General features: G+C 60.9%; 17 protein-coding genes. 12 read left to right on the top strand and 5 right to left on the bottom strand.

The window, feature by feature from the left end; translation table 11 throughout:
• The first annotated feature begins 44 nt into the window (after positions 1 to 44).
• From rpsM to bfr, 7 genes are all read left to right on the top strand, one after another.
• Positions 45 to 401: a 30S ribosomal protein S13 gene (rpsM, locus tag IFT98_RS11930; RefSeq protein ID WP_043192541.1), complete on the top strand. Its 357-nt coding sequence runs from the start codon at positions 45 to 47 to the stop codon at positions 399 to 401.
• A 30-nt stretch (positions 402 to 431) separates the two neighbouring features.
• The gene (rpsK, locus tag IFT98_RS11925; RefSeq protein WP_002555466.1) at positions 432 to 821 is read left to right on the top strand and encodes a 30S ribosomal protein S11; all 390 of its coding nucleotides are present in this window, start codon (positions 432 to 434) and stop codon (positions 819 to 821) included.
• 18 nt (positions 822 to 839) lie between these two features.
• Positions 840 to 1,460 (top strand): 30S ribosomal protein S4, encoded by a 621-nt coding sequence (gene rpsD / locus IFT98_RS11920; RefSeq protein ID WP_043192542.1) that lies wholly within the window; start codon positions 840 to 842, stop codon positions 1,458 to 1,460.
• A gap of 22 nt (positions 1,461 to 1,482) precedes the next feature.
• Positions 1,483 to 2,484 (top strand): DNA-directed RNA polymerase subunit alpha, encoded by a 1,002-nt coding sequence (locus tag IFT98_RS11915; RefSeq protein ID WP_007924176.1) that lies wholly within the window; start codon positions 1,483 to 1,485, stop codon positions 2,482 to 2,484.
• A gap of 42 nt (positions 2,485 to 2,526) precedes the next feature.
• Entirely contained in the window at positions 2,527 to 2,913 is a 387-nt protein-coding gene (gene rplQ / locus IFT98_RS11910) for a 50S ribosomal protein L17 (protein WP_122475639.1), read from the top strand.
• A 182-nt stretch (positions 2,914 to 3,095) separates the two neighbouring features.
• A complete protein-coding gene (locus IFT98_RS11905; RefSeq protein ID WP_192048842.1) occupies positions 3,096 to 4,544 on the top strand; it encodes a catalase in 1,449 nt (482 codons plus the stop codon).
• A gap of 154 nt (positions 4,545 to 4,698) precedes the next feature.
• Positions 4,699 to 5,163 carry a bacterioferritin gene (gene bfr, locus IFT98_RS11900; protein ID WP_122475635.1) on the top strand — a complete coding sequence of 155 codons (465 nt, stop codon included), beginning with the start codon at positions 4,699 to 4,701 and terminating at the stop codon, positions 5,161 to 5,163.
• A 253-nt stretch (positions 5,164 to 5,416) separates the two neighbouring features.
• Here bfr and uvrA read toward each other — a convergent pair whose 3' ends face one another.
• Positions 5,417 to 8,251, bottom strand: coding sequence for an excinuclease ABC subunit UvrA (uvrA, locus tag IFT98_RS11895; RefSeq protein WP_122795496.1), 2,835 nt, complete (start codon positions 8,249 to 8,251; stop codon positions 5,417 to 5,419).
• 165 nt (positions 8,252 to 8,416) lie between these two features.
• On the opposite strand from uvrA, the gene IFT98_RS11890 reads away from it, so the two are divergent.
• From IFT98_RS11890 to IFT98_RS11870, 5 genes are all read left to right on the top strand, one after another.
• Positions 8,417 to 9,811, top strand: coding sequence for an MFS transporter (locus IFT98_RS11890; RefSeq protein WP_192048840.1), 1,395 nt, complete (start codon positions 8,417 to 8,419; stop codon positions 9,809 to 9,811).
• A gap of 9 nt (positions 9,812 to 9,820) precedes the next feature.
• Positions 9,821 to 10,351: a single-stranded DNA-binding protein gene (locus IFT98_RS11885; RefSeq protein WP_122475629.1), complete on the top strand. Its 531-nt coding sequence runs from the start codon at positions 9,821 to 9,823 to the stop codon at positions 10,349 to 10,351.
• 302 nt (positions 10,352 to 10,653) lie between these two features.
• Complete coding sequence (locus IFT98_RS11880; protein WP_192048838.1) at positions 10,654 to 11,787, top strand: acyltransferase family protein; 1,134 nt, start codon at positions 10,654 to 10,656, stop codon at positions 11,785 to 11,787.
• Between the two features lie 160 nt (positions 11,788 to 11,947).
• Positions 11,948 to 12,832: a sugar nucleotide-binding protein gene (locus IFT98_RS11875; protein WP_122714975.1), complete on the top strand. Its 885-nt coding sequence runs from the start codon at positions 11,948 to 11,950 to the stop codon at positions 12,830 to 12,832.
• The gene (locus IFT98_RS11870) at positions 12,825 to 13,754 is read left to right on the top strand and encodes an NAD-dependent epimerase/dehydratase family protein (protein ID WP_192048837.1); all 930 of its coding nucleotides are present in this window, start codon (positions 12,825 to 12,827) and stop codon (positions 13,752 to 13,754) included. The genes IFT98_RS11875 and IFT98_RS11870 overlap by 8 nt, the downstream gene beginning before the upstream one ends.
• A 64-nt stretch (positions 13,755 to 13,818) precedes the next feature.
• Here IFT98_RS11870 and IFT98_RS11865 read toward each other — a convergent pair whose 3' ends face one another.
• The 4 genes from IFT98_RS11865 to IFT98_RS11850 form a co-directional block, all read right to left on the bottom strand.
• Positions 13,819 to 14,517 (bottom strand): OmpW/AlkL family protein, encoded by a 699-nt coding sequence (locus IFT98_RS11865; protein ID WP_192048835.1) that lies wholly within the window; start codon positions 14,515 to 14,517, stop codon positions 13,819 to 13,821.
• A gap of 94 nt (positions 14,518 to 14,611) precedes the next feature.
• Positions 14,612 to 15,127 (bottom strand): DUF3299 domain-containing protein, encoded by a 516-nt coding sequence (locus IFT98_RS11860; protein WP_192048833.1) that lies wholly within the window; start codon positions 15,125 to 15,127, stop codon positions 14,612 to 14,614.
• Between the two features lie 11 nt (positions 15,128 to 15,138).
• Positions 15,139 to 16,404: an ABC transporter permease gene (locus tag IFT98_RS11855; protein ID WP_122714979.1), complete on the bottom strand. Its 1,266-nt coding sequence runs from the start codon at positions 16,402 to 16,404 to the stop codon at positions 15,139 to 15,141.
• The gene (locus IFT98_RS11850; protein WP_192048831.1) at positions 16,404 to 17,123 is read right to left on the bottom strand and encodes an ABC transporter ATP-binding protein; all 720 of its coding nucleotides are present in this window, start codon (positions 17,121 to 17,123) and stop codon (positions 16,404 to 16,406) included. The genes IFT98_RS11855 and IFT98_RS11850 overlap by 1 nt, the downstream gene beginning before the upstream one ends.
• Between the last annotated feature and the right edge of the window lie 3 nt (positions 17,124 to 17,126).

Raw genomic sequence — 17,126 nt, 5'->3', positions numbered from 1 at the left:
TTGGCTTCCGGGGCGTAGGTAGCTGTCAATTGGAGTCCCACTGAATGGCCCGTATTGCAGGCGTTAACATTCCAGATAACAAGCACACTGTTATCTCGCTGACCTACATCTATGGTGTTGGTCGCACTACTGCACAGAAAATCTGTGCAGACACTGGGGTCAACCCAGCCGCACGGATCAAGGATCTGAGCGACGAGCAGATTGAACAGCTGCGTGGCGAAGTGGCGAAGTTCACCACCGAAGGTGATCTGCGCCGCGAAATCAACATGAAAATCAAGCGCTTGATGGATCTGGGCTGCTATCGCGGTCTTCGTCATCGTCGTGGTCTGCCAGTACGCGGTCAGCGTACCAAGACCAACGCGCGTACCCGTAAAGGTCCGCGTAAGCCGATCCGCAAGTAATCGCACCAGCGAATCGACAGGAATCTAGTCATGGCAAAACCTGCTGCTCGTCCTCGTAAAAAAGTAAAAAAGACAGTGGTTGATGGCATCGCCCACATCCACGCGTCTTTCAACAACACCATCGTGACCATTACCGATCGTCAAGGTAACGCCCTGTCCTGGGCCACCTCCGGCGGTTCGGGTTTCCGCGGTTCACGCAAGTCCACCCCGTTCGCTGCCCAGGTGGCTGCAGAGCGTGCTGGTCAAGCTGCGCTGGAATATGGCCTGAAGAACCTCGACGTCAACGTCAAGGGTCCAGGTCCAGGTCGTGAGTCCGCTGTCCGTGCTTTGAACGGCTGTGGCTATAAGATCGCCAGCATCACCGACGTGACGCCAATCCCGCATAACGGGTGCCGTCCGCCGAAGAAGCGCCGCGTGTAATTCAGGAGACGATAGATAATGGCTCGTTACATTGGTCCAAAATGCAAACTGGCTCGTCGTGAAGGCACTGACCTGTTCCTGAAAAGCGGCGTTCGCGCCCTGGAATCGAAGTGCAATATCGAAGCAGCCCCAGGTATCCACGGTCAGCGCCGTGGCCGCCAGTCCGACTACGGCACCCAGCTGCGTGAAAAGCAGAAAGTCCGTCGTATCTATGGCGTTCTCGAGCGTCAGTTCAGCGGTTACTACAAGGAAGCTGCCGGCAAGAAAGGCGCAACCGGCGAGAACCTGCTGCAACTGCTCGAATGCCGTCTGGACAACGTCGTATACCGTATGGGCTTCGGCTCGACTCGTGCCGAATCCCGTCAGTTGGTATCGCACAAGTCGGTCAGCGTCAACGGCAAGACCGTTAACGTTCCGTCGTACCAGGTTCGTGCTGGTGACGTGGTCGCGATTCGCGAGAAAGCTAAAAACCAGCTTCGCATTGTCCAAGCTCTCGATCTGTGTGCCCAACGTGGCCGCGTAGAATGGGTAGAAGTAGACACTGAGAAGAAGTCGGGCGTTTTCAAGAACGTTCCTGCTCGCAGTGATCTGTCCGCCGACATCAACGAAAGCCTGATTGTCGAGCTCTACTCCAAGTAAGGGCTAGAAAATAGGTGCATCCATGCAGATTTCGGTAAATGAGTTCCTGACGCCCCGCCACATTGATGTGCAGGTCGTCAGTCCAACCCGCGCCAAAATCACCCTCGAGCCTCTCGAGCGTGGTTTCGGCCATACCCTGGGCAACGCGCTGCGACGCATCCTGTTGTCCTCAATGCCCGGCTGCGCAGTAGTCGAGGCCGAGATTGACGGTGTACTCCATGAGTACAGCGCCATCGAAGGTGTACAGGAAGACGTCATTGAAATCCTGTTGAACCTGAAAGGCCTGGCTATCAAGCTGCACGGTCGTGACGAAGTTACGCTGACCTTGTCGAAAAAGGGTTCGGGGGTGGTTACCGCTGCCGATATTCAGCTGGATCATGATGTCGAGATCGTTAATCCCGATCACGTAATCGCTAACCTGGCGTCTAACGGCGCCCTGAACATGAAGCTCGTCGTAGCTCGTGGTCGTGGTTATGAACCGGCCGACTCGCGTCAAAGCGATGAAGACGAAAGCCGCAGCATTGGTCGCTTGCAGCTTGACTCTTCGTTCAGCCCGGTACGTCGTATCGCATACGTGGTGGAAAACGCCCGTGTCGAGCAGCGCACCAACCTGGACAAGCTGGTTATTGATCTGGAAACCAACGGTACCCTGGATCCTGAAGAGGCCATCCGTCGCGCTGCAACCATTCTGCAACAGCAGTTGGCTGCGTTCGTCGACCTCAAAGGTGACAGTGAACCTGTGGTAATCGAGCAAGAAGACGAGATCGATCCGATCCTGCTTCGCCCGGTTGACGATCTGGAACTGACTGTACGTTCGGCTAACTGCCTTAAGGCGGAAAACATTTACTACATCGGCGACCTGATTCAGCGTACCGAAGTAGAACTGTTGAAGACTCCGAACCTGGGCAAGAAATCCTTGACCGAAATCAAGGACGTTCTGGCCTCCCGCGGTCTGTCCCTCGGCATGCGCCTCGACAACTGGCCGCCTGCAAGTCTTAAGAAGGACGACAAGGCGACTGCCTGATCGTCGTAATCACCGAACGTAGTGTTTGGTAAGGAATGAACCATGCGTCATCGTAAAAGTGGACGTCACCTGAGCCGTACCAGCTCGCACCGCAAGGCCATGTTTCAGAACATGGCGGTGTCGCTGTTCGAGCACGAGCTGATCAAGACTACCCTGCCAAAAGCCAAGGAACTGCGCCGCGTTGCCGAGCCGCTGATCACCCTGGCCAAGGTAGACAGCGTTGCAAACCGCCGTCTTGCTTTCGACCGTACTCGCTCGAAAGAAATGGTTGGTAAGCTGTTCAACGATCTGGGCAAGCGCTACGCCACCCGTCAGGGCGGTTACCTGCGTATCCTCAAGTGCGGCTTCCGTACTGGCGATAACGCACCTATGGCGTACGTCGAGCTGGTTGATCGTCCTGTTGGTGGCTCGGTTGAAGCTGCTGAATAAGACGAACAGTCTGTTCTGGAAAAACCGGACTTAGGTCCGGTTTTTTTATGCCTGCTGATTAGTCAAAATCTATCAGGTAGAGAAGATTTGCCCATTAGTCGAATGAGGGTGTTTTTTGGATACTTGCTCCAAGCCGCTGAAGTCGGCGCCTATACAGCAAGCCTTACCAAGGAACATCGTCCATGAGCCAGAGCAAAATCCTCACCACCGCTAGCGGCGCGCCGGTCGCCGACAACCAGAATTCCCGTTCTGCGGGGCCGCGTGGTCCTTTGCTGCTGGACGATTTCCATCTGATCGAGAAGCTTGCGCATTTCAACCGCGAGAATATTCCCGAGCGCCGTGTTCATGCAAAGGGCTCGGGCGCATACGGTACCTTTACGGTAACCCGTGACATCTCGGAGTACTCCATTGCCAAGCTGTTCAGTACCGTAGGCAAGCAGACCGAAACCTTCCTGCGATTTTCCACAGTAGGTGGCGAGCGCGGCTCAGCCGATACCGAGCGAGATCCGCGTGGTTTTGCGCTCAAGTTCTACACCGAGGAAGGCAACTGGGACATCGTAGGCAATAACACGCCTGTGTTCTTCATTCGCGACCCGATGAAGTTTCCTGATTTCATCCACACCCAGAAGCGTTTGCCTCAAAGCAACCTGAAGAGCGCGCAGATGATGTGGGACTTCTGGTCCCATTCGCCCGAAGCGTTGCACCAGGTGACCATTCTGTTCTCCGACCGCGGCATTCCGGACGGCTATCGTCACATGCACGGCTTCGGTAGCCACACCTACAGCCTGATCAATGCCAAGGGTGAGCGGCACTGGGTCAAGTGGCACTACAAGACGGCTCAGGGCATCAAGAACCTTGCTCCAGCCGACGCGGCCCGTATCGCCGGCACCGACCCGGATTATGCGCAGCGCGATCTGTTCGATGCGATCGAGCGTGGGGATTTCCCCAAGTGGCGTGTATGCATGCAGATCATGAGTGAGGATCAGGCGAACCGTCACCACGAAAACCCGTTCGACGTGACCAAGACCTGGTCGCAGAAAGAGTTTCCGTTGATCGAAGTGGGCATGTTGGAGCTGAACCGTAATCCGCTGAACTACTTTGCCGAAGTGGAGCAAGCGACGTTTGGCCCGAGCAACATGGTGCCCGGCGTAGGGCTGTCGCCCGACCGCATGCTGCAAGGCCGTGTGTTCGCGTATGCCGATGCCCACCGCTATCGTGTTGGGACCAATCATCAGCAGCTGCCGGTGAACGCACCCCGCAGCCCGGTTCATTCGTACCAGCGCGATGGTTCGATGGCCTTTGGCAGCAACGGCGGCGCTGCACCTAACTACGAGCCCAACAGCTACGCCGATGCGCCCAAGCAGGCGCCTCAGTATCGCGAGCCGGCCCTGGCTCTGCACGGTGACGCGGATCGCTTCGATCATCGCGTAGACGCCGATTACTACAGCCAGGCCGGTGCTCTGTTCCGCTTGATGAGCGCCGAGCAGCAGGCATTGCTGATCGACAACATTGCGGGTGCGATGATGGGTGTCAGCGCAGATGTGGTGGAGCGTCAGTTGCAGCACTTCTACCGTGCCGACGAAGCCTACGGTAACGGCATCGCAAAGGCATTGGGCATTCAGCTGGGCTGAACCTAAGTGATAAGAAGAACCGCCCTCATCTGGGCGGTTTTTCGCTTTATTTCGTCGCTTTTTCTCTGCTTTTTAGCGTATTTATGCACTGCAGGCCGTGACGTATCCGCGACCTTGGTTCAAACTATGCCTTTCTGCTAGGAGATATACGGCGATGCAAGGCCACCCGGACGTAATCGATTACCTCAATACTTTGCTCACAGGCGAGCTGGCTGCCCGTGATCAGTATTTCATCCACTCGCGGATGTACGAGGACTGGGGCTTCGCCAAGCTCTTCGAGCGCATCAATCATGAGATGGAAGAAGAAGCAGGCCATGCCGATGCCTTGATGCGTCGCATCCTGATGCTTGAAGGCACGCCGCGCATGCGTCCGGACGACCTTGAAGTCGGTACGGATGTCCCGAGCATGATCGCTGCCGATCTGCGCCTGGAATACAAAGTGCGCGCGGCATTGTGCAAGGGTATCGAATTGTGCGAGCGACACAGCGACTTCGTGACTCGCGACATACTGCGGGTGCAGTTGGCGGATACCGAGGAAGATCATACGTACTGGCTGGAGAAGCAGCAGGGGTTGATCAAGTCCATTGGCTTGGAGAATTACCTGCAGTCGCAGTTTTGATCTCATCGTAGCAGTGGTTCAAGCCCACGCGGGATGCGCGGTGATTCTGCAGGGTTATGGTGCTGGCCGCCGACGCGGCTTGCGCCGCTGCTACAGGGGCGCGGGTGATTCACGGTTGCTGCGGTGACTGTTGACGCGGCTTGCGCCGCTGCTACAAGGTTTGGTGTGGTTCTGCAGGGCTGGTGTGATTCAGGGTTGCTGTGGTGGGTTTGTCTGCAATGAAAAAGCCCCGCTTGTGCGGGGCTTTTTGGTTTCAGGCTTTGTCGCGTTCGAGCAGCGGTTTGAGGTAGTGGCCGGTGTAGGACTGCTTCATTTCGGCAACCTGCTCCGGTGTGCCTACGGCGATGATCTGGCCGCCTTTCGAGCCGCCCTCCGGACCCAGGTCGACCAGCCAGTCTGCAGTCTTGATGACATCGAGGTTGTGCTCGATCACCACGACGGTGTTGCCATGGTCGCGCAGGCGATGGAGCACGTCGAGCAACTGCTGGATATCGGCGAAGTGCAGGCCAGTGGTGGGTTCGTCGAGGATGTAGAGGGTCTTGCCGGTGTCGCGCTTGGACAGCTCGCGTGACAGCTTGACCCGCTGTGCTTCACCACCGGACAAGGTGGTCGCCGACTGCCCCAGCTTGATGTAAGACAGGCCTACATCCATGAGCGTCTGAAGCTTGCGCGCCAGTGCCGGTACCGCATCGAAGAACTCGCGAGCCTCCTCGATGGTCATCTCGAGGGTCTCGTGGATGTTCTTGCCCTTGTACTTGATCTCCAGGGTCTCGCGGTTGTAGCGCTTGCTCTTGCAGACGTCGCAGGGCACATAGATGTCGGGCAGAAAGTGCATCTCCACCTTGATCAAGCCGTCACCCTGGCAGGCCTCGCAGCGACCGCCCTTGACGTTGAACGAGAACCGACCGGGGCCGTAACCGCGTGAGCGCGATTCCGGCACCCCAGCGAACAGTTCGCGGATCGGCGTGAACAGTCCGGTGTAGGTGGCAGGGTTCGAGCGCGGCGTGCGTCCGATCGGGCTCTGGTCGATGTCGACCACTTTGTCCAGGTGCTGCAAGCCATTGATGCTGTCATGCGCCGAGGCTTCCAGCGTGGTTGCACCATTGAGGGCGGTGGCGCTGAGCGGGAACAGGGTGTTGTTGATCAGGGTCGACTTGCCAGAGCCTGACACGCCGGTGACGCAGGTCAGCAAGCCGATCGGGATCTCCAGATCGACATTGCGCAGATTGTTGCCGCGAGCGCCCTTGAGCGTCAGGGATAGCTTCTTGTTGCGCGGCGTGCGCTTGGCTGGCACGGCGATCTTCACGCGGCCGGACAGGTACTTGCCGGTCAGCGAGTCGGGATGGTCCATGACCTCCTGCGCGGTACCCTGAGCGACGATATGGCCGCCATGCACGCCGGCGCCGGGGCCGATGTCCACCACGTAGTCGGCAAGGCGAATGGCGTCTTCGTCATGCTCGACGACGATGACGGTATTGCCGATGTCGCGCAGGTGCTTGAGGGTTCCCAGCAACCGATCGTTGTCCCGCTGGTGCAGGCCGATGGAGGGCTCGTCGAGGATGTACATGACGCCGACCAGGCCCGCGCCGATCTGGCTGGCCAGGCGGATACGCTGGGCTTCGCCGCCGGACAGGGTGTCGGCACTGCGGTCCAGGGTCAGGTAGTCCAGGCCGACGTTAACCAGAAACTGCAGGCGCTCGCGGATTTCCTTGAGAATCTTGTCGGCGATTTCGCCCTTGCGCCCGGTCAGGGCGAGGGTGCCGAAGTACTCGGTGGCGTCGCCGATCGGCAGGCCTGTAACGGCGGGCAAGGTTTTCTCGCCTACCCATACATGCCGAGCCTCGCGGCGCAGACGCGTGCCGCGGCAGTCCGGGCAGGGCTGGGTGCTGAGAAACTTGGCGAGCTCTTCACGGACACTGGCCGATTCGGTTTCGCGATAGCGGCGTTCGAGGTTGGGCACGATGCCTTCGAACGGGTGCGAACGTTTGACGATATCGCCCCGGTCATTCAGGTAGCGGAAGTCGACGTTGTGGGTGCCGCTGCCGGTGAGGATGACTTTCTGCTGGTCGGCCGGCAGCTCGTTGAACGGCACGTCGAGGCTGAACTGATAATGGCTGGCGAGCGAGCCGAGCATCTGGAAATAGTAGACGTTACGCCGGTCCCAGCCGCGGATCGCGCCCTCGGCCAGGGTCAGTTCGCCATTCACCAAGCGCTTGTTGTCGAAAAACTGTTTCACGCCCAGGCCATCGCAGGTCGGGCAGGCGCCGGCCGGGTTGTTGAAGGAGAACAGCTTGGGTTCCAGTTCGCTGATCGCGTGGCCGCAGATCGGGCAGGCAAAGCGTGCGGAGAAGATGATCTCTTCGAACGGTTCGTCGTCCATCGACGCCACAAGGGCGATGCCATCGGCCAGCTTCAACGCCGTCTCGAACGATTCGGCCAGACGCTGTTGCAGGTCGGCACGGACCTTGAAGCGGTCCACCACGACTTCGATGGTGTGCTTCTTCTGCTTGTCGAGCTTGGGCAGCTCGTCCATTTCGTAGAGCTTGCCGTTGATGCGCGCGCGGACGAAACCCTGCGCGCGCAGCTCTTCGAAAATGGCCAGGTGCTCGCCTTTGCGTTCGCGGATGACCGGGGCCAGCAGCATGAGGCGGGCGCCTTCGGGCTGCGCCAGGACGAGGTCGACCATCTGGCTGACGGTCTGCGCTTCCAGCGGAATGTCGTGATCCGGGCAGCGCGGCGTGCCCACGCGGGCGTACAGCAGGCGCAGGTAGTCGTAGATCTCGGTGATGGTGCCGACGGTGGAGCGCGGGTTGTGCGATGTCGACTTCTGCTCGATGGAGATGGCCGGCGACAGACCTTCGATGGTGTCGACGTCGGGCTTCTCCATCATCGACAGGAACTGCCGAGCGTAGGCAGACAGCGATTCGACGTAGCGGCGTTGGCCTTCGGCGTAGAGGGTGTCGAAAGCCAGGGAGGATTTGCCTGAACCCGACAGCCCGGTGATCACGATCAGTTTGTCACGGGGCAGGGTTAGGTCGATGTTTTTCAAATTGTGGGTTCGAGCCCCACGTACCAGAATCTTGTCCAAGGCGGCCTCGCGCGGCGGGCGTAAACAGGTGAGTATACGGGGCTTGTCAATGGCACGGCACGGTGAGTGCGCGCAAAGATGAAGAAGGCGCGTCATAGCGTCGCCGTCTGTGCCGTTACTGGGTGGGACTGGTAGAATCGTCACCGGTTCACACGAGGTTTATCTATGCACGATCCCCACAGCGAACGTATGAGCAGCGGTGAAACCCGCGCAGCCAGCGGGTTGGCCCTGGTGTTCGCTTTCCGCATGCTGGGCATGTTCATGGTCCTGCCAGTGCTGGCGACCTATGGCATGGACCTGGCGGGCGCCACCCCGGCCCTGATCGGTCTGGCGATCGGCGCCTATGGCCTGACCCAGGCATTCCTGCAGATTCCTTTCGGGGTCATCTCCGACCGGATCGGCCGTCGTCCGGTGATCTACGGCGGTCTGGTGATCTTCGCCATCGGCAGCGTGGTCGCGGCCCAGTCCGATTCCATCTGGGGCGTGATCGCTGGACGCGTTCTGCAGGGCGCCGGGGCGATATCGGCGGCGGTCATGGCCCTGCTATCGGACCTGACCCGCGAACAGAACCGCACCAAGGCGATGGCCATGATCGGCATGAGCATTGGCGTGTCGTTCGCGGTGGCGATGGTGGTAGGGCCACTGCTGACCCGCGCCTTTGGCCTGCATGGCCTGTTCCTGGCGACCGGTGCGCTGGCCTTGGTCGGCATCCTGCTGGTGGCCTTTGTGGTGCCCAAGGCCACGGCGCATACCCTTCATCGCGAGTCGGGCGTAACCCGCAGCGAGATGCTGGCCACCCTCAAGCATCCCGATCTGCTGCGCCTGGACCTGGGCATCTTCGTGCTTCATTCGATCCTGATGGCAAGCTTCGTTGCCTTGCCCCTGGCGCTGGTTGAGCGCGCCGGGTTGCCCAAGGAACAGCATTGGTGGGTGTACCTGACCGCCCTGGTGGTATCTTTTTTCGCAATGATTCCGTTCATCATCTACGGCGAAAAGAAGCGCAAGATGAAGCGTGTTCTGCTGGGCGCGGTGGCGACCTTGATGCTGGTGGAGGTGTTCTTCTGGGCGTTCGGCGACAGCCTGAGGGCGCTGGTCATTGGCACGGTGGTGTTCTTCACGGCGTTCAACCTGCTGGAGGCGTCGCTGCCTTCGTTGATCAGCAAGGTTTCGCCAGCCGGCGGCAAGGGCACGGCGATGGGGGTGTATTCCACCAGCCAGTTCCTGGGGTCGGCCCTGGGTGGCATTCTTGGTGGTTGGTTGTTTCAGCAGGGCGGCCTGGGCGTGGTCTTCATCGGATGCGCGGCGCTGTGCGCCCTGTGGCTGGCCATAGCTGTTACTATGCGCGAACCACCCTACGTGACCAGTCTGCGCTTGCCGCTTTCGCCCCAAGCGATGCGCGAGACGGGATTGGCCGAGCGGTTGAAAGCCGTGCCCGGTGTAACAGATGCGGTGGTGGTGGCAGAAGAGGCCGCCATCTATATCAAATTGGACAAAGAAATTTTGGATCGCACCGCCCTCGAGCGCCTGGTCAACCCAGCGCCGACAGCGTGCGAAGCCTAGGAGAACGTTATGGCCCGTGGGGTTAACAAAGTCATTCTGGTGGGTACTTGCGGTCAGGATCCTGAGGTCCGTTTCCTGCCCAACGGCAATGCGGTCACCAACCTGAGCCTGGCCACCAGCGAGCAGTGGACCGACAAGCAGAGCGGCCAGAAGGTCGAGCGCACCGAGTGGCACCGTGTGTCGATGTTCGGCAAGGTTGCGGAGATCGCCGGTGAGTACCTGCGCAAGGGCTCGCAGGTGTACATCGAAGGCAAGCTGCAGACCCGCGAGTGGGAAAAGGACGGTATCAAGCGCTACACCACCGAGATCATCGTCGACATGCAGGGCACCATGCAGCTGTTGGGCGGCCGTCCGCAGAACAACGACCAGCAGGGCGGCGGTGGCAACAACTACCAGCAGTCGGCACCGGCTCCGCGTCAGCAGGCCCCGCGTCCACAGCAGTCGGCACCTCAGCAGCGTTCGGCTCCGCCGGCGCAGCAGCAGCCAGCGCAGCAGCCGGCTCCGGATTTTGACAGCTTTGATGATGATATTCCGTTCTAGAGTATAGCTGCACTGCCCGTATGACCTGAAAAAGCCCCGCTGCCACCCGGCACCGGGGCTTTTTGCCGCTCGCCAAAAAGCAGGCGAGGGTGCTGCTTCGAACAGGCCTTGCAAAGCGGCTTTGACGCCAGTTTTTCAGCTGTTTTCACAGCGGCAAAATATAAATATATGCATCGCGTATTACCTTGCCCTGGCCCCGCCGCTTCACTAAGATTTTTCCAACTTCGCGGCCCTGTTGCCCACGCTTCGTTACCTGAAGCGCACTGCCTGCAGCCGATACACCCTTCGAACGGAATCACGTCATGGCTTCAGGTCAACGCTTTCACGCGCTCGACAGTCTTCGCGGTATCTGCGCGTTGGCCGTCGTGCTGTATCACCTGCACGTGGTCGGCAGCGTAACGGAGCTGGCGTTTTTTCGCAGTGCCGATCTGTTCGTCGACTTCTTCTTCGTGCTCAGCGGGTTCGTGATCACTCATGCCTACGGCGCGCGGCACGATCTGGACCTGCGTCGATTCTTCATTCTGCGCACCTTTCGTCTGGCGCCACTGCACGTCTGCCTGCTGGGGGCGTTCATCGTCTTCGAGTTCGTGAAGTGGGGCGCCGCGCAGCAGGGGGTCAACTTCAACAAGGAGCCGTTCACCGGTATGTATGCGCCTTCGCAGATCGTGCCCAACTTGCTGTTGATCCAGGCGTGGACGCCGTGGACGGAAAACATGTCGTTCAACTATCCGTCCTGGAGCATCAGCATCGAGTACTACATGTATTTGATTTTCGCCGCGGTGGTGCTGTGCACGTCGGCGCGTCGGGTGCTGGTCTGGGCCGGGATCGTCATCGTCTCCATGGCGATGCTGTACAGCGGGGCAGGGCCGTTCACCGCGCTGGCCTACAAGGGGCTGGCGTGCTTCTTCGCCGGGGCGTTGTGCTACAAGGTGTTCGAGGCGTTGCGCCAGCGGGTGCAGCCGGGGTTTGGCGTGGCCTCGCTGCTGGAAATTCTGGCGGGTGGTTTGATTGTGTGGACCCTGAGCAGCGACGCTCCGAACAAGGCCATGCTGGCCAGCGCTCTGTTCTGTCTGACGGTGACGTTGTATGCGTTCGATGCCGGGATCGTTTCCAACGTGCTGAAGACGCGTGTGTTCGAGCTGCTGGGGCGACTGTCCTACTCGATCTACCTGACCCATGTGATCATTTTGAGTGTGTTGATCCTGCTGTTCATGGTGTTGGAGAAGAAGACCGGCTTGCCGCTGGCGCCGGTGTTCGGAGATTTCCGTTATCTGGACAGCGGTTATCCGTGGCTCAACAACCTGATGGTGGGTCTGGTCTTGCTGGCCGTGACCGGGATTTCCTTCATCACCTACCACTTGATCGAGGTCAACGGGCAGAAGCTGGGGCGTCGTTTGCTGGGGCAACGATTGCCTGCGCAGGCCGTGCCGGGCTGAGGCTGCGGCCCTGTCACCAACCCTCTTTTTGATAGCGCGTGACGTCAGCGTCAGAAAAACGCAAAATGGCTGTTCGATTCGAGTGCGGGCGAAGGTTTTGTCGTCGACCACGCGCCTGCGGTTAATCTGAACTGCCAATTTGAACGGACCTGCTGACTCTATGCGAATGCGCCTTATGCTGTTGGGCGGTGGGAATGCCCTAGGACAAGCGCTGATTCGCCTCGGAGCGGAAGAGGGCATCGGCTTCCTGGCCCCGCGTCCGCCGGAAAACGGTTGGGATGGGGCGAGCCTCACCGATCTGCTCGATGAAACCCGCCCCGATGCGCTGATCAACCTGGCGTACTACTTCGACTGGTTTCAGGCCGATGCAGTGAGCCAAGCGCGCCTGGACCAACAAGAAATCGCGGTGGAGCGTTTGGCCGAACGCTGCCAGCAGCACCAGATCGTGCTTTTGCAGCCGTCCAGCTATCGTGTATTCGATGGCTCGCGGGCCACTGCCTACAGCGAAAAGGACGAGCCGGTGCCACTCGGGCTTCGAGGCCAGGCGTTGTGGCGCATCGAGCAGAGCGTGCGCGCGGCGTGTCCGCGGCACGTGCTGTTGCGGTTTGGCTGGCTGCTGGACGACAGCGCCGACGGCGTACTGGGTCGCTATCTGCAGCGTGCCGAGCTGCCGCAACCGTTGCCACTGGCCGATGACCGACGCGGCAATCCGACGCCGGTGGACGACGCCGCGCGGGTGATCCTCTCAGTGCTCAAGCAGCTGGACTGCGAAGCGCCGCTGTGGGGTACCTACCATTACGCCGGCAACGAGGCGACCACAGCCCTGGCCCTTGGCCAGGCAATCATCAGCGAAGCCAAGACGATGCATGCGCTGGCGATCGATGCGCCCACTGCTCAGGCCCACGCCGCGCGGCCCGATGCCGGGGAAGAACCGCAGCACGCCGTGCTGGCTTGCAAGAAAATCCTGCACACCTTCGGTATCAAGCCGCGCGCCTGGCGTTCGGGGCTGCCGAGCCTTCTGGACAGATACTACCGACATGGCTGATACACCCATTCTGATCACCGGCGGTGCCGGTTTCATTGGCTCGCACCTGGTCGATGCGTTGCTGGCCGAAGGTCACTCGGTGCGGGTGCTCGATGACTTGTCCACAGGCAAGCGCAGCAACCTGCCGATGGAAAACGCCAGGCTGGAGCTGATCGAAGGCGATGTTGCCGACGCAACCCTGTTGGCAAAGATGGTAAGCGGCTGCAAGGCGGTGGTGCACCTGGCCGCAGTCGCTTCGGTGCAGGCTTCGGTCGACGATCCGGTGAAGACTCACCAGAGCAACTTCATCGGCACCTTGAACCTGTGCGAAGCGATGCGTCTGGCGGGGGTCAAGCGTGTGCTGTTCGCTTCCAGCGCTGCGGTGTATGGCAACAATGGCGAAGGTGAAGCGGTCGGCGAGAGCACGCCCAAGGCACCCTTGACGCCCTATGCATCGGACAAGCTGGCCAGTGAGTACTATCTGGACTTCTACCGCCGCGAGCATGGGCTGGAACCGGTGGTGTTTCGCTTCTTCAATATCTACGGGCCGAGGCAGGATCCTTCCTCGCCGTATTCTGGCGTCATCAGTATTTTCAGCGAGCGCGCCCAGCGTGGGCAGCCGATCAGCCTGTTCGGCGATGGCGAGCAGACCCGCGATTTCTTCTATGTCGGTGACCTGGTGACCTTGCTGATGCAGGGGTTGCAGCAGGCCACCGTGCAACCGGGGGCGGTGAACGTAGGGTTGAACCAGGCAACTTCGCTGAATCAGTTGCTGGCAGGGTTGGATGCAGTACTGGGTGGTTTGCCGGCAGTGAGCCATGGGCCGGCGCGGGGGGGCGATATCCGTCACTCGCGCGCCGACAACGCCTTGCTGCTGGAACGCTTCGAGCTGGGTCCGGTGACGCCGCTGGAAGAAGGGTTGCGGCGCCTCCTGGGGCTGTAGGCCGCCCCACTTTCGCCAGGCCGTTCCCGTACCGGTGGGGCAGGGCTGGCGGCAGGGTCGTTGCCTAGAACTTGTAGCCTACACCCACCATGTACACCCACGGATCGACTTCCAGGTCGACCTTGGTGCGGCCGACGCCCAACGCCGTAGGGCCGTCGACGCTGGCCTTGGTGTCGATGTCGACGTACCAGACCGACGCGTTGAGCATCATGTGCTCGCCCACCATGTAGTCAAATCCCAATTGCCCGGCGATGCCGACCGAATCCTGAATCTTCAGGTTGTTGAAGCCCTGTTGCTTGCGCGCACCACTCAGATCTTCGTCGTAGAACAAGGTGTAATTGATGCCGACGCCGGCATAGGGCTGGAAGCGCGAGGTGGGCGCCAATGGGTAGTACTGCAATGACAGGGTGGGAGGCAGTTGCTTGACGTCTGCCAGTTTGCCGTCGAGCCCGCCGATACCGGTGGCGGCGCTGACCCCGCGCACGCCCACGGTGTGCTGGAACGGAGTGGCCGCCAGCAGCTCGATGCCGACGTGGTCGGTGAGCATGTAGGCGAACGCCAGGCCCAGCTGCGTGTCGCTGTCAAGGGTGGCCTTGGTGCCTTCGACCTTGACGCCGTCCAGTTTGAGCTGGCCACTGTCTTCATTGGGGGCGGTGGTCGCGGCGCCGGCGCGAATGATCATATCGCCGGCCTGGTGTGCCTGGGCCTGCGTGGTTGCCAGCGCCAGGGCAATCAGTGAGGCGCCGAGCAAGGACTTGTTCATGGGGGCTCCATTGGGGAATGCGAAGGACATTCGCCCAATGGTAGTCAGTGCGGCGCTGCGGTTTTTTGATCTGGCTCAATGAAAAGTCATTGGCTCAGTCGGGAAGCTCGTAGGCGTAGATTTTTGCCGCGGCCATCTGGTAACCGGCCTGCGCCAGGTCGCTGGTGCTGGCCTTGACCTGCATGGGCCCCTCGATCCAGTAGGGCTGGTAGAGCTCTTCGACCTTGACCCCGACGGCGCTGGTGACGTGCACGATCTGATTGGACGGCGGCGGCGGTACATGGATGCAGGCGCCGAAATAGGGCACCAGGAGAAACTCGGTGGTCCGGCCGGCTTCGTTGACCTCCAGCGGTACGATGTAGCCAGGGATGCGCAGTTGCTGGCCGTCCAGTGCCTGGACCACCGGCGCATCGGGCGCCTGCTGGTGGGCTGCAGGGCCGGCTTCGGCCAGCGCGGTGCCCATTTGCGCCAGGTCGTGCATGGGTGTCATCTGCGGGGCCAGCCGGGGCGCATCTGGCGGGATCAGCGCCTCCCAGCTGACTTCCTTGAGCTCGGCTGCGGACAGCGACACGCTGGTCAGCAGCAACAGGGCCAATACCGCGCGCAACATAGGTGAAATCCTCACAGGTGGATCGACAGGCCGTCGGCCAGGGATTGCCGGTAGGCGCGCCAGGCCGGGATTGCGCCCATGACCACCGCGGCCGCGAGAATGATCCCCAGCAGCGACCATTCATAGGCGCTGGGCAGGCTCAGCGGCAGGAACAGGCCGTAGTTGGACTGCACGTAGCCCTGCGCGCAGGCAATGCCCAGGTACAACAATGCCATGCCCGCGAGGATTCCGACCAGTGCCAGGGCGAAGGCTTCGAGAATCAGCAGGCCCGCGATGTGCCAGGGGCGGGCGCCGACCGAGCGCAGGATGGCCATCTCGCGGCGGCGTTCGTTGAGGCTGGTGACGATGGCCGTGAGCATGCCGATCAGGCCGGTCAGGACGACGAATACGGAGATCACGAACAACGCCTGTTCTGCAGTGCCCATCAGGCTCCACAGTTCTTGCAGGGCCACGCCCGGCAGGATCGCCATCAACGGTTCGCCGCGAAAGTCGTTGATGTCGCGCTGCAGGGCGAAGGTGGCGATCTTGCTGTTCAGGCCGACCATGAACGCGGTGATGGCGCTGGGTGTGAGGTCCATGTTGCGCGCCTGGTCGGCGCTGATGCGTCCGGCGCCGCGGGCCGGAACGCCATTCTTCCAGTCGACATGGATGGCTTCCATGCCGCCCAGGCTGATGTGCAGCGTGCGATCGACCGGCGTACCGGTGCGGGCGAGGATGCCGACGACGGTGAACGGTTTGTCGTCGTGCTTGACCAGGCTGATCGCCGCCACGCCGTGGGCCAGCACCAGTTTGTCGCCCAGCTTGTAGTGCAGGGCATCGGCGACCTGCGCGCCAAGCACCACCTCGAACGGGTCGGTCTGGAAGGCACGGCCCTGGACTACCTGCAGCGACTGCCGGCGGCCGTACTGATAGTGTTCGAAATAGCTCTGGTTGGTGCCCATGACCCGGTAGCCGCGGTGCGAGTCACCCAACGAGATGGGGATGGCCCACTTGACCTGCGGGTTGTTGGCGTAATGCTCGAAACTGTCCCAGCGGATGTTGTTGGTGGCGTTGCCGATGCGGAACACCGAGTAAAGCAGCAGGTTGACCGAGCCGGAGCGCGCGCCGACGATCAGGTCGGTACCGCTGACCGTGCTGGCGAAGCTGGCACGGGCTTCGTGGCGCACACGCTCCACGGCCAGCAGCAGGCACACCGACAGGGCAATGGCGAAGGCGGTCAGGAATGCGGTGAAGCGGCGGTTGGCCAAGCTGGCCAGGGCAAGACGAAGCAGGTACATCAAGGCACCTCGGGTGAGGCAGGACGTGCTGCATGATTGAGTTCGGCCAGGGACAGGTGGCGGTCGAACAGGGGTGCCAGGCTTTGATCGTGGCTGACGAACAGCAGGCTCGAGCCGGCGGCGCGGCATTCGGCGAACAGCAGTTGGATGAAAGCTTCGCGGGCGTCGCTGTCCAGTGCCGAGGTCGGCTCGTCGGCGATCACCAGTTCGGGTTGGCCGATCAGCGCGCGGGCTGCTGCCACGCGTTGCTGCTGACCGATGGAGAGGGTGTCGGCACGGCGTTGGAGCAGCGCCGGATCGGTCAGGCCAAGGTGTGCCAGCAGTTGCGTGGCAGCCTGGGCGACACTGCCATGGCGCTGCTCGGCACGCGCGGTACGGCGGCGAGAGAAGCGGCAGGGCAGCTCCACGTTCGCGCGCACCGACAGGAACGGCAGCAGATTGAACTGCTGGAAGATGTAGCCCGTGTGCTCGACGCGAAACCGGTCACGGGCGGCAAAGCTCAACTCGCTCAGGTTCTGCCCGAGCAAGTGAACGCTGCCGCGCTGCGGCGTGTGCACGCCGCCGAGCAGGCCGAGCAGGGTGGTCTTGCCACTGCCGCTGGGGCCCTTCAGGAACAGGGTTTCCCCACGCTCCAGGCGGAACGCGGGGATGTCCAGCAACATCGCTTGGCCGGGCCAGGCAAAGCCCAGTTCGGCCAGCTCGATCAATGCATCGCTCATGGG

The sequence above is a fragment of the Pseudomonas sp. CFBP 8770 genome, from assembly GCF_014841705.1.
Taxonomy (GTDB): domain Bacteria; phylum Pseudomonadota; class Gammaproteobacteria; order Pseudomonadales; family Pseudomonadaceae; genus Aquipseudomonas.
Note: the sequence above shows the minus strand (reverse complement) of the source record. Positions and strands in the feature narration are given on the sequence as shown.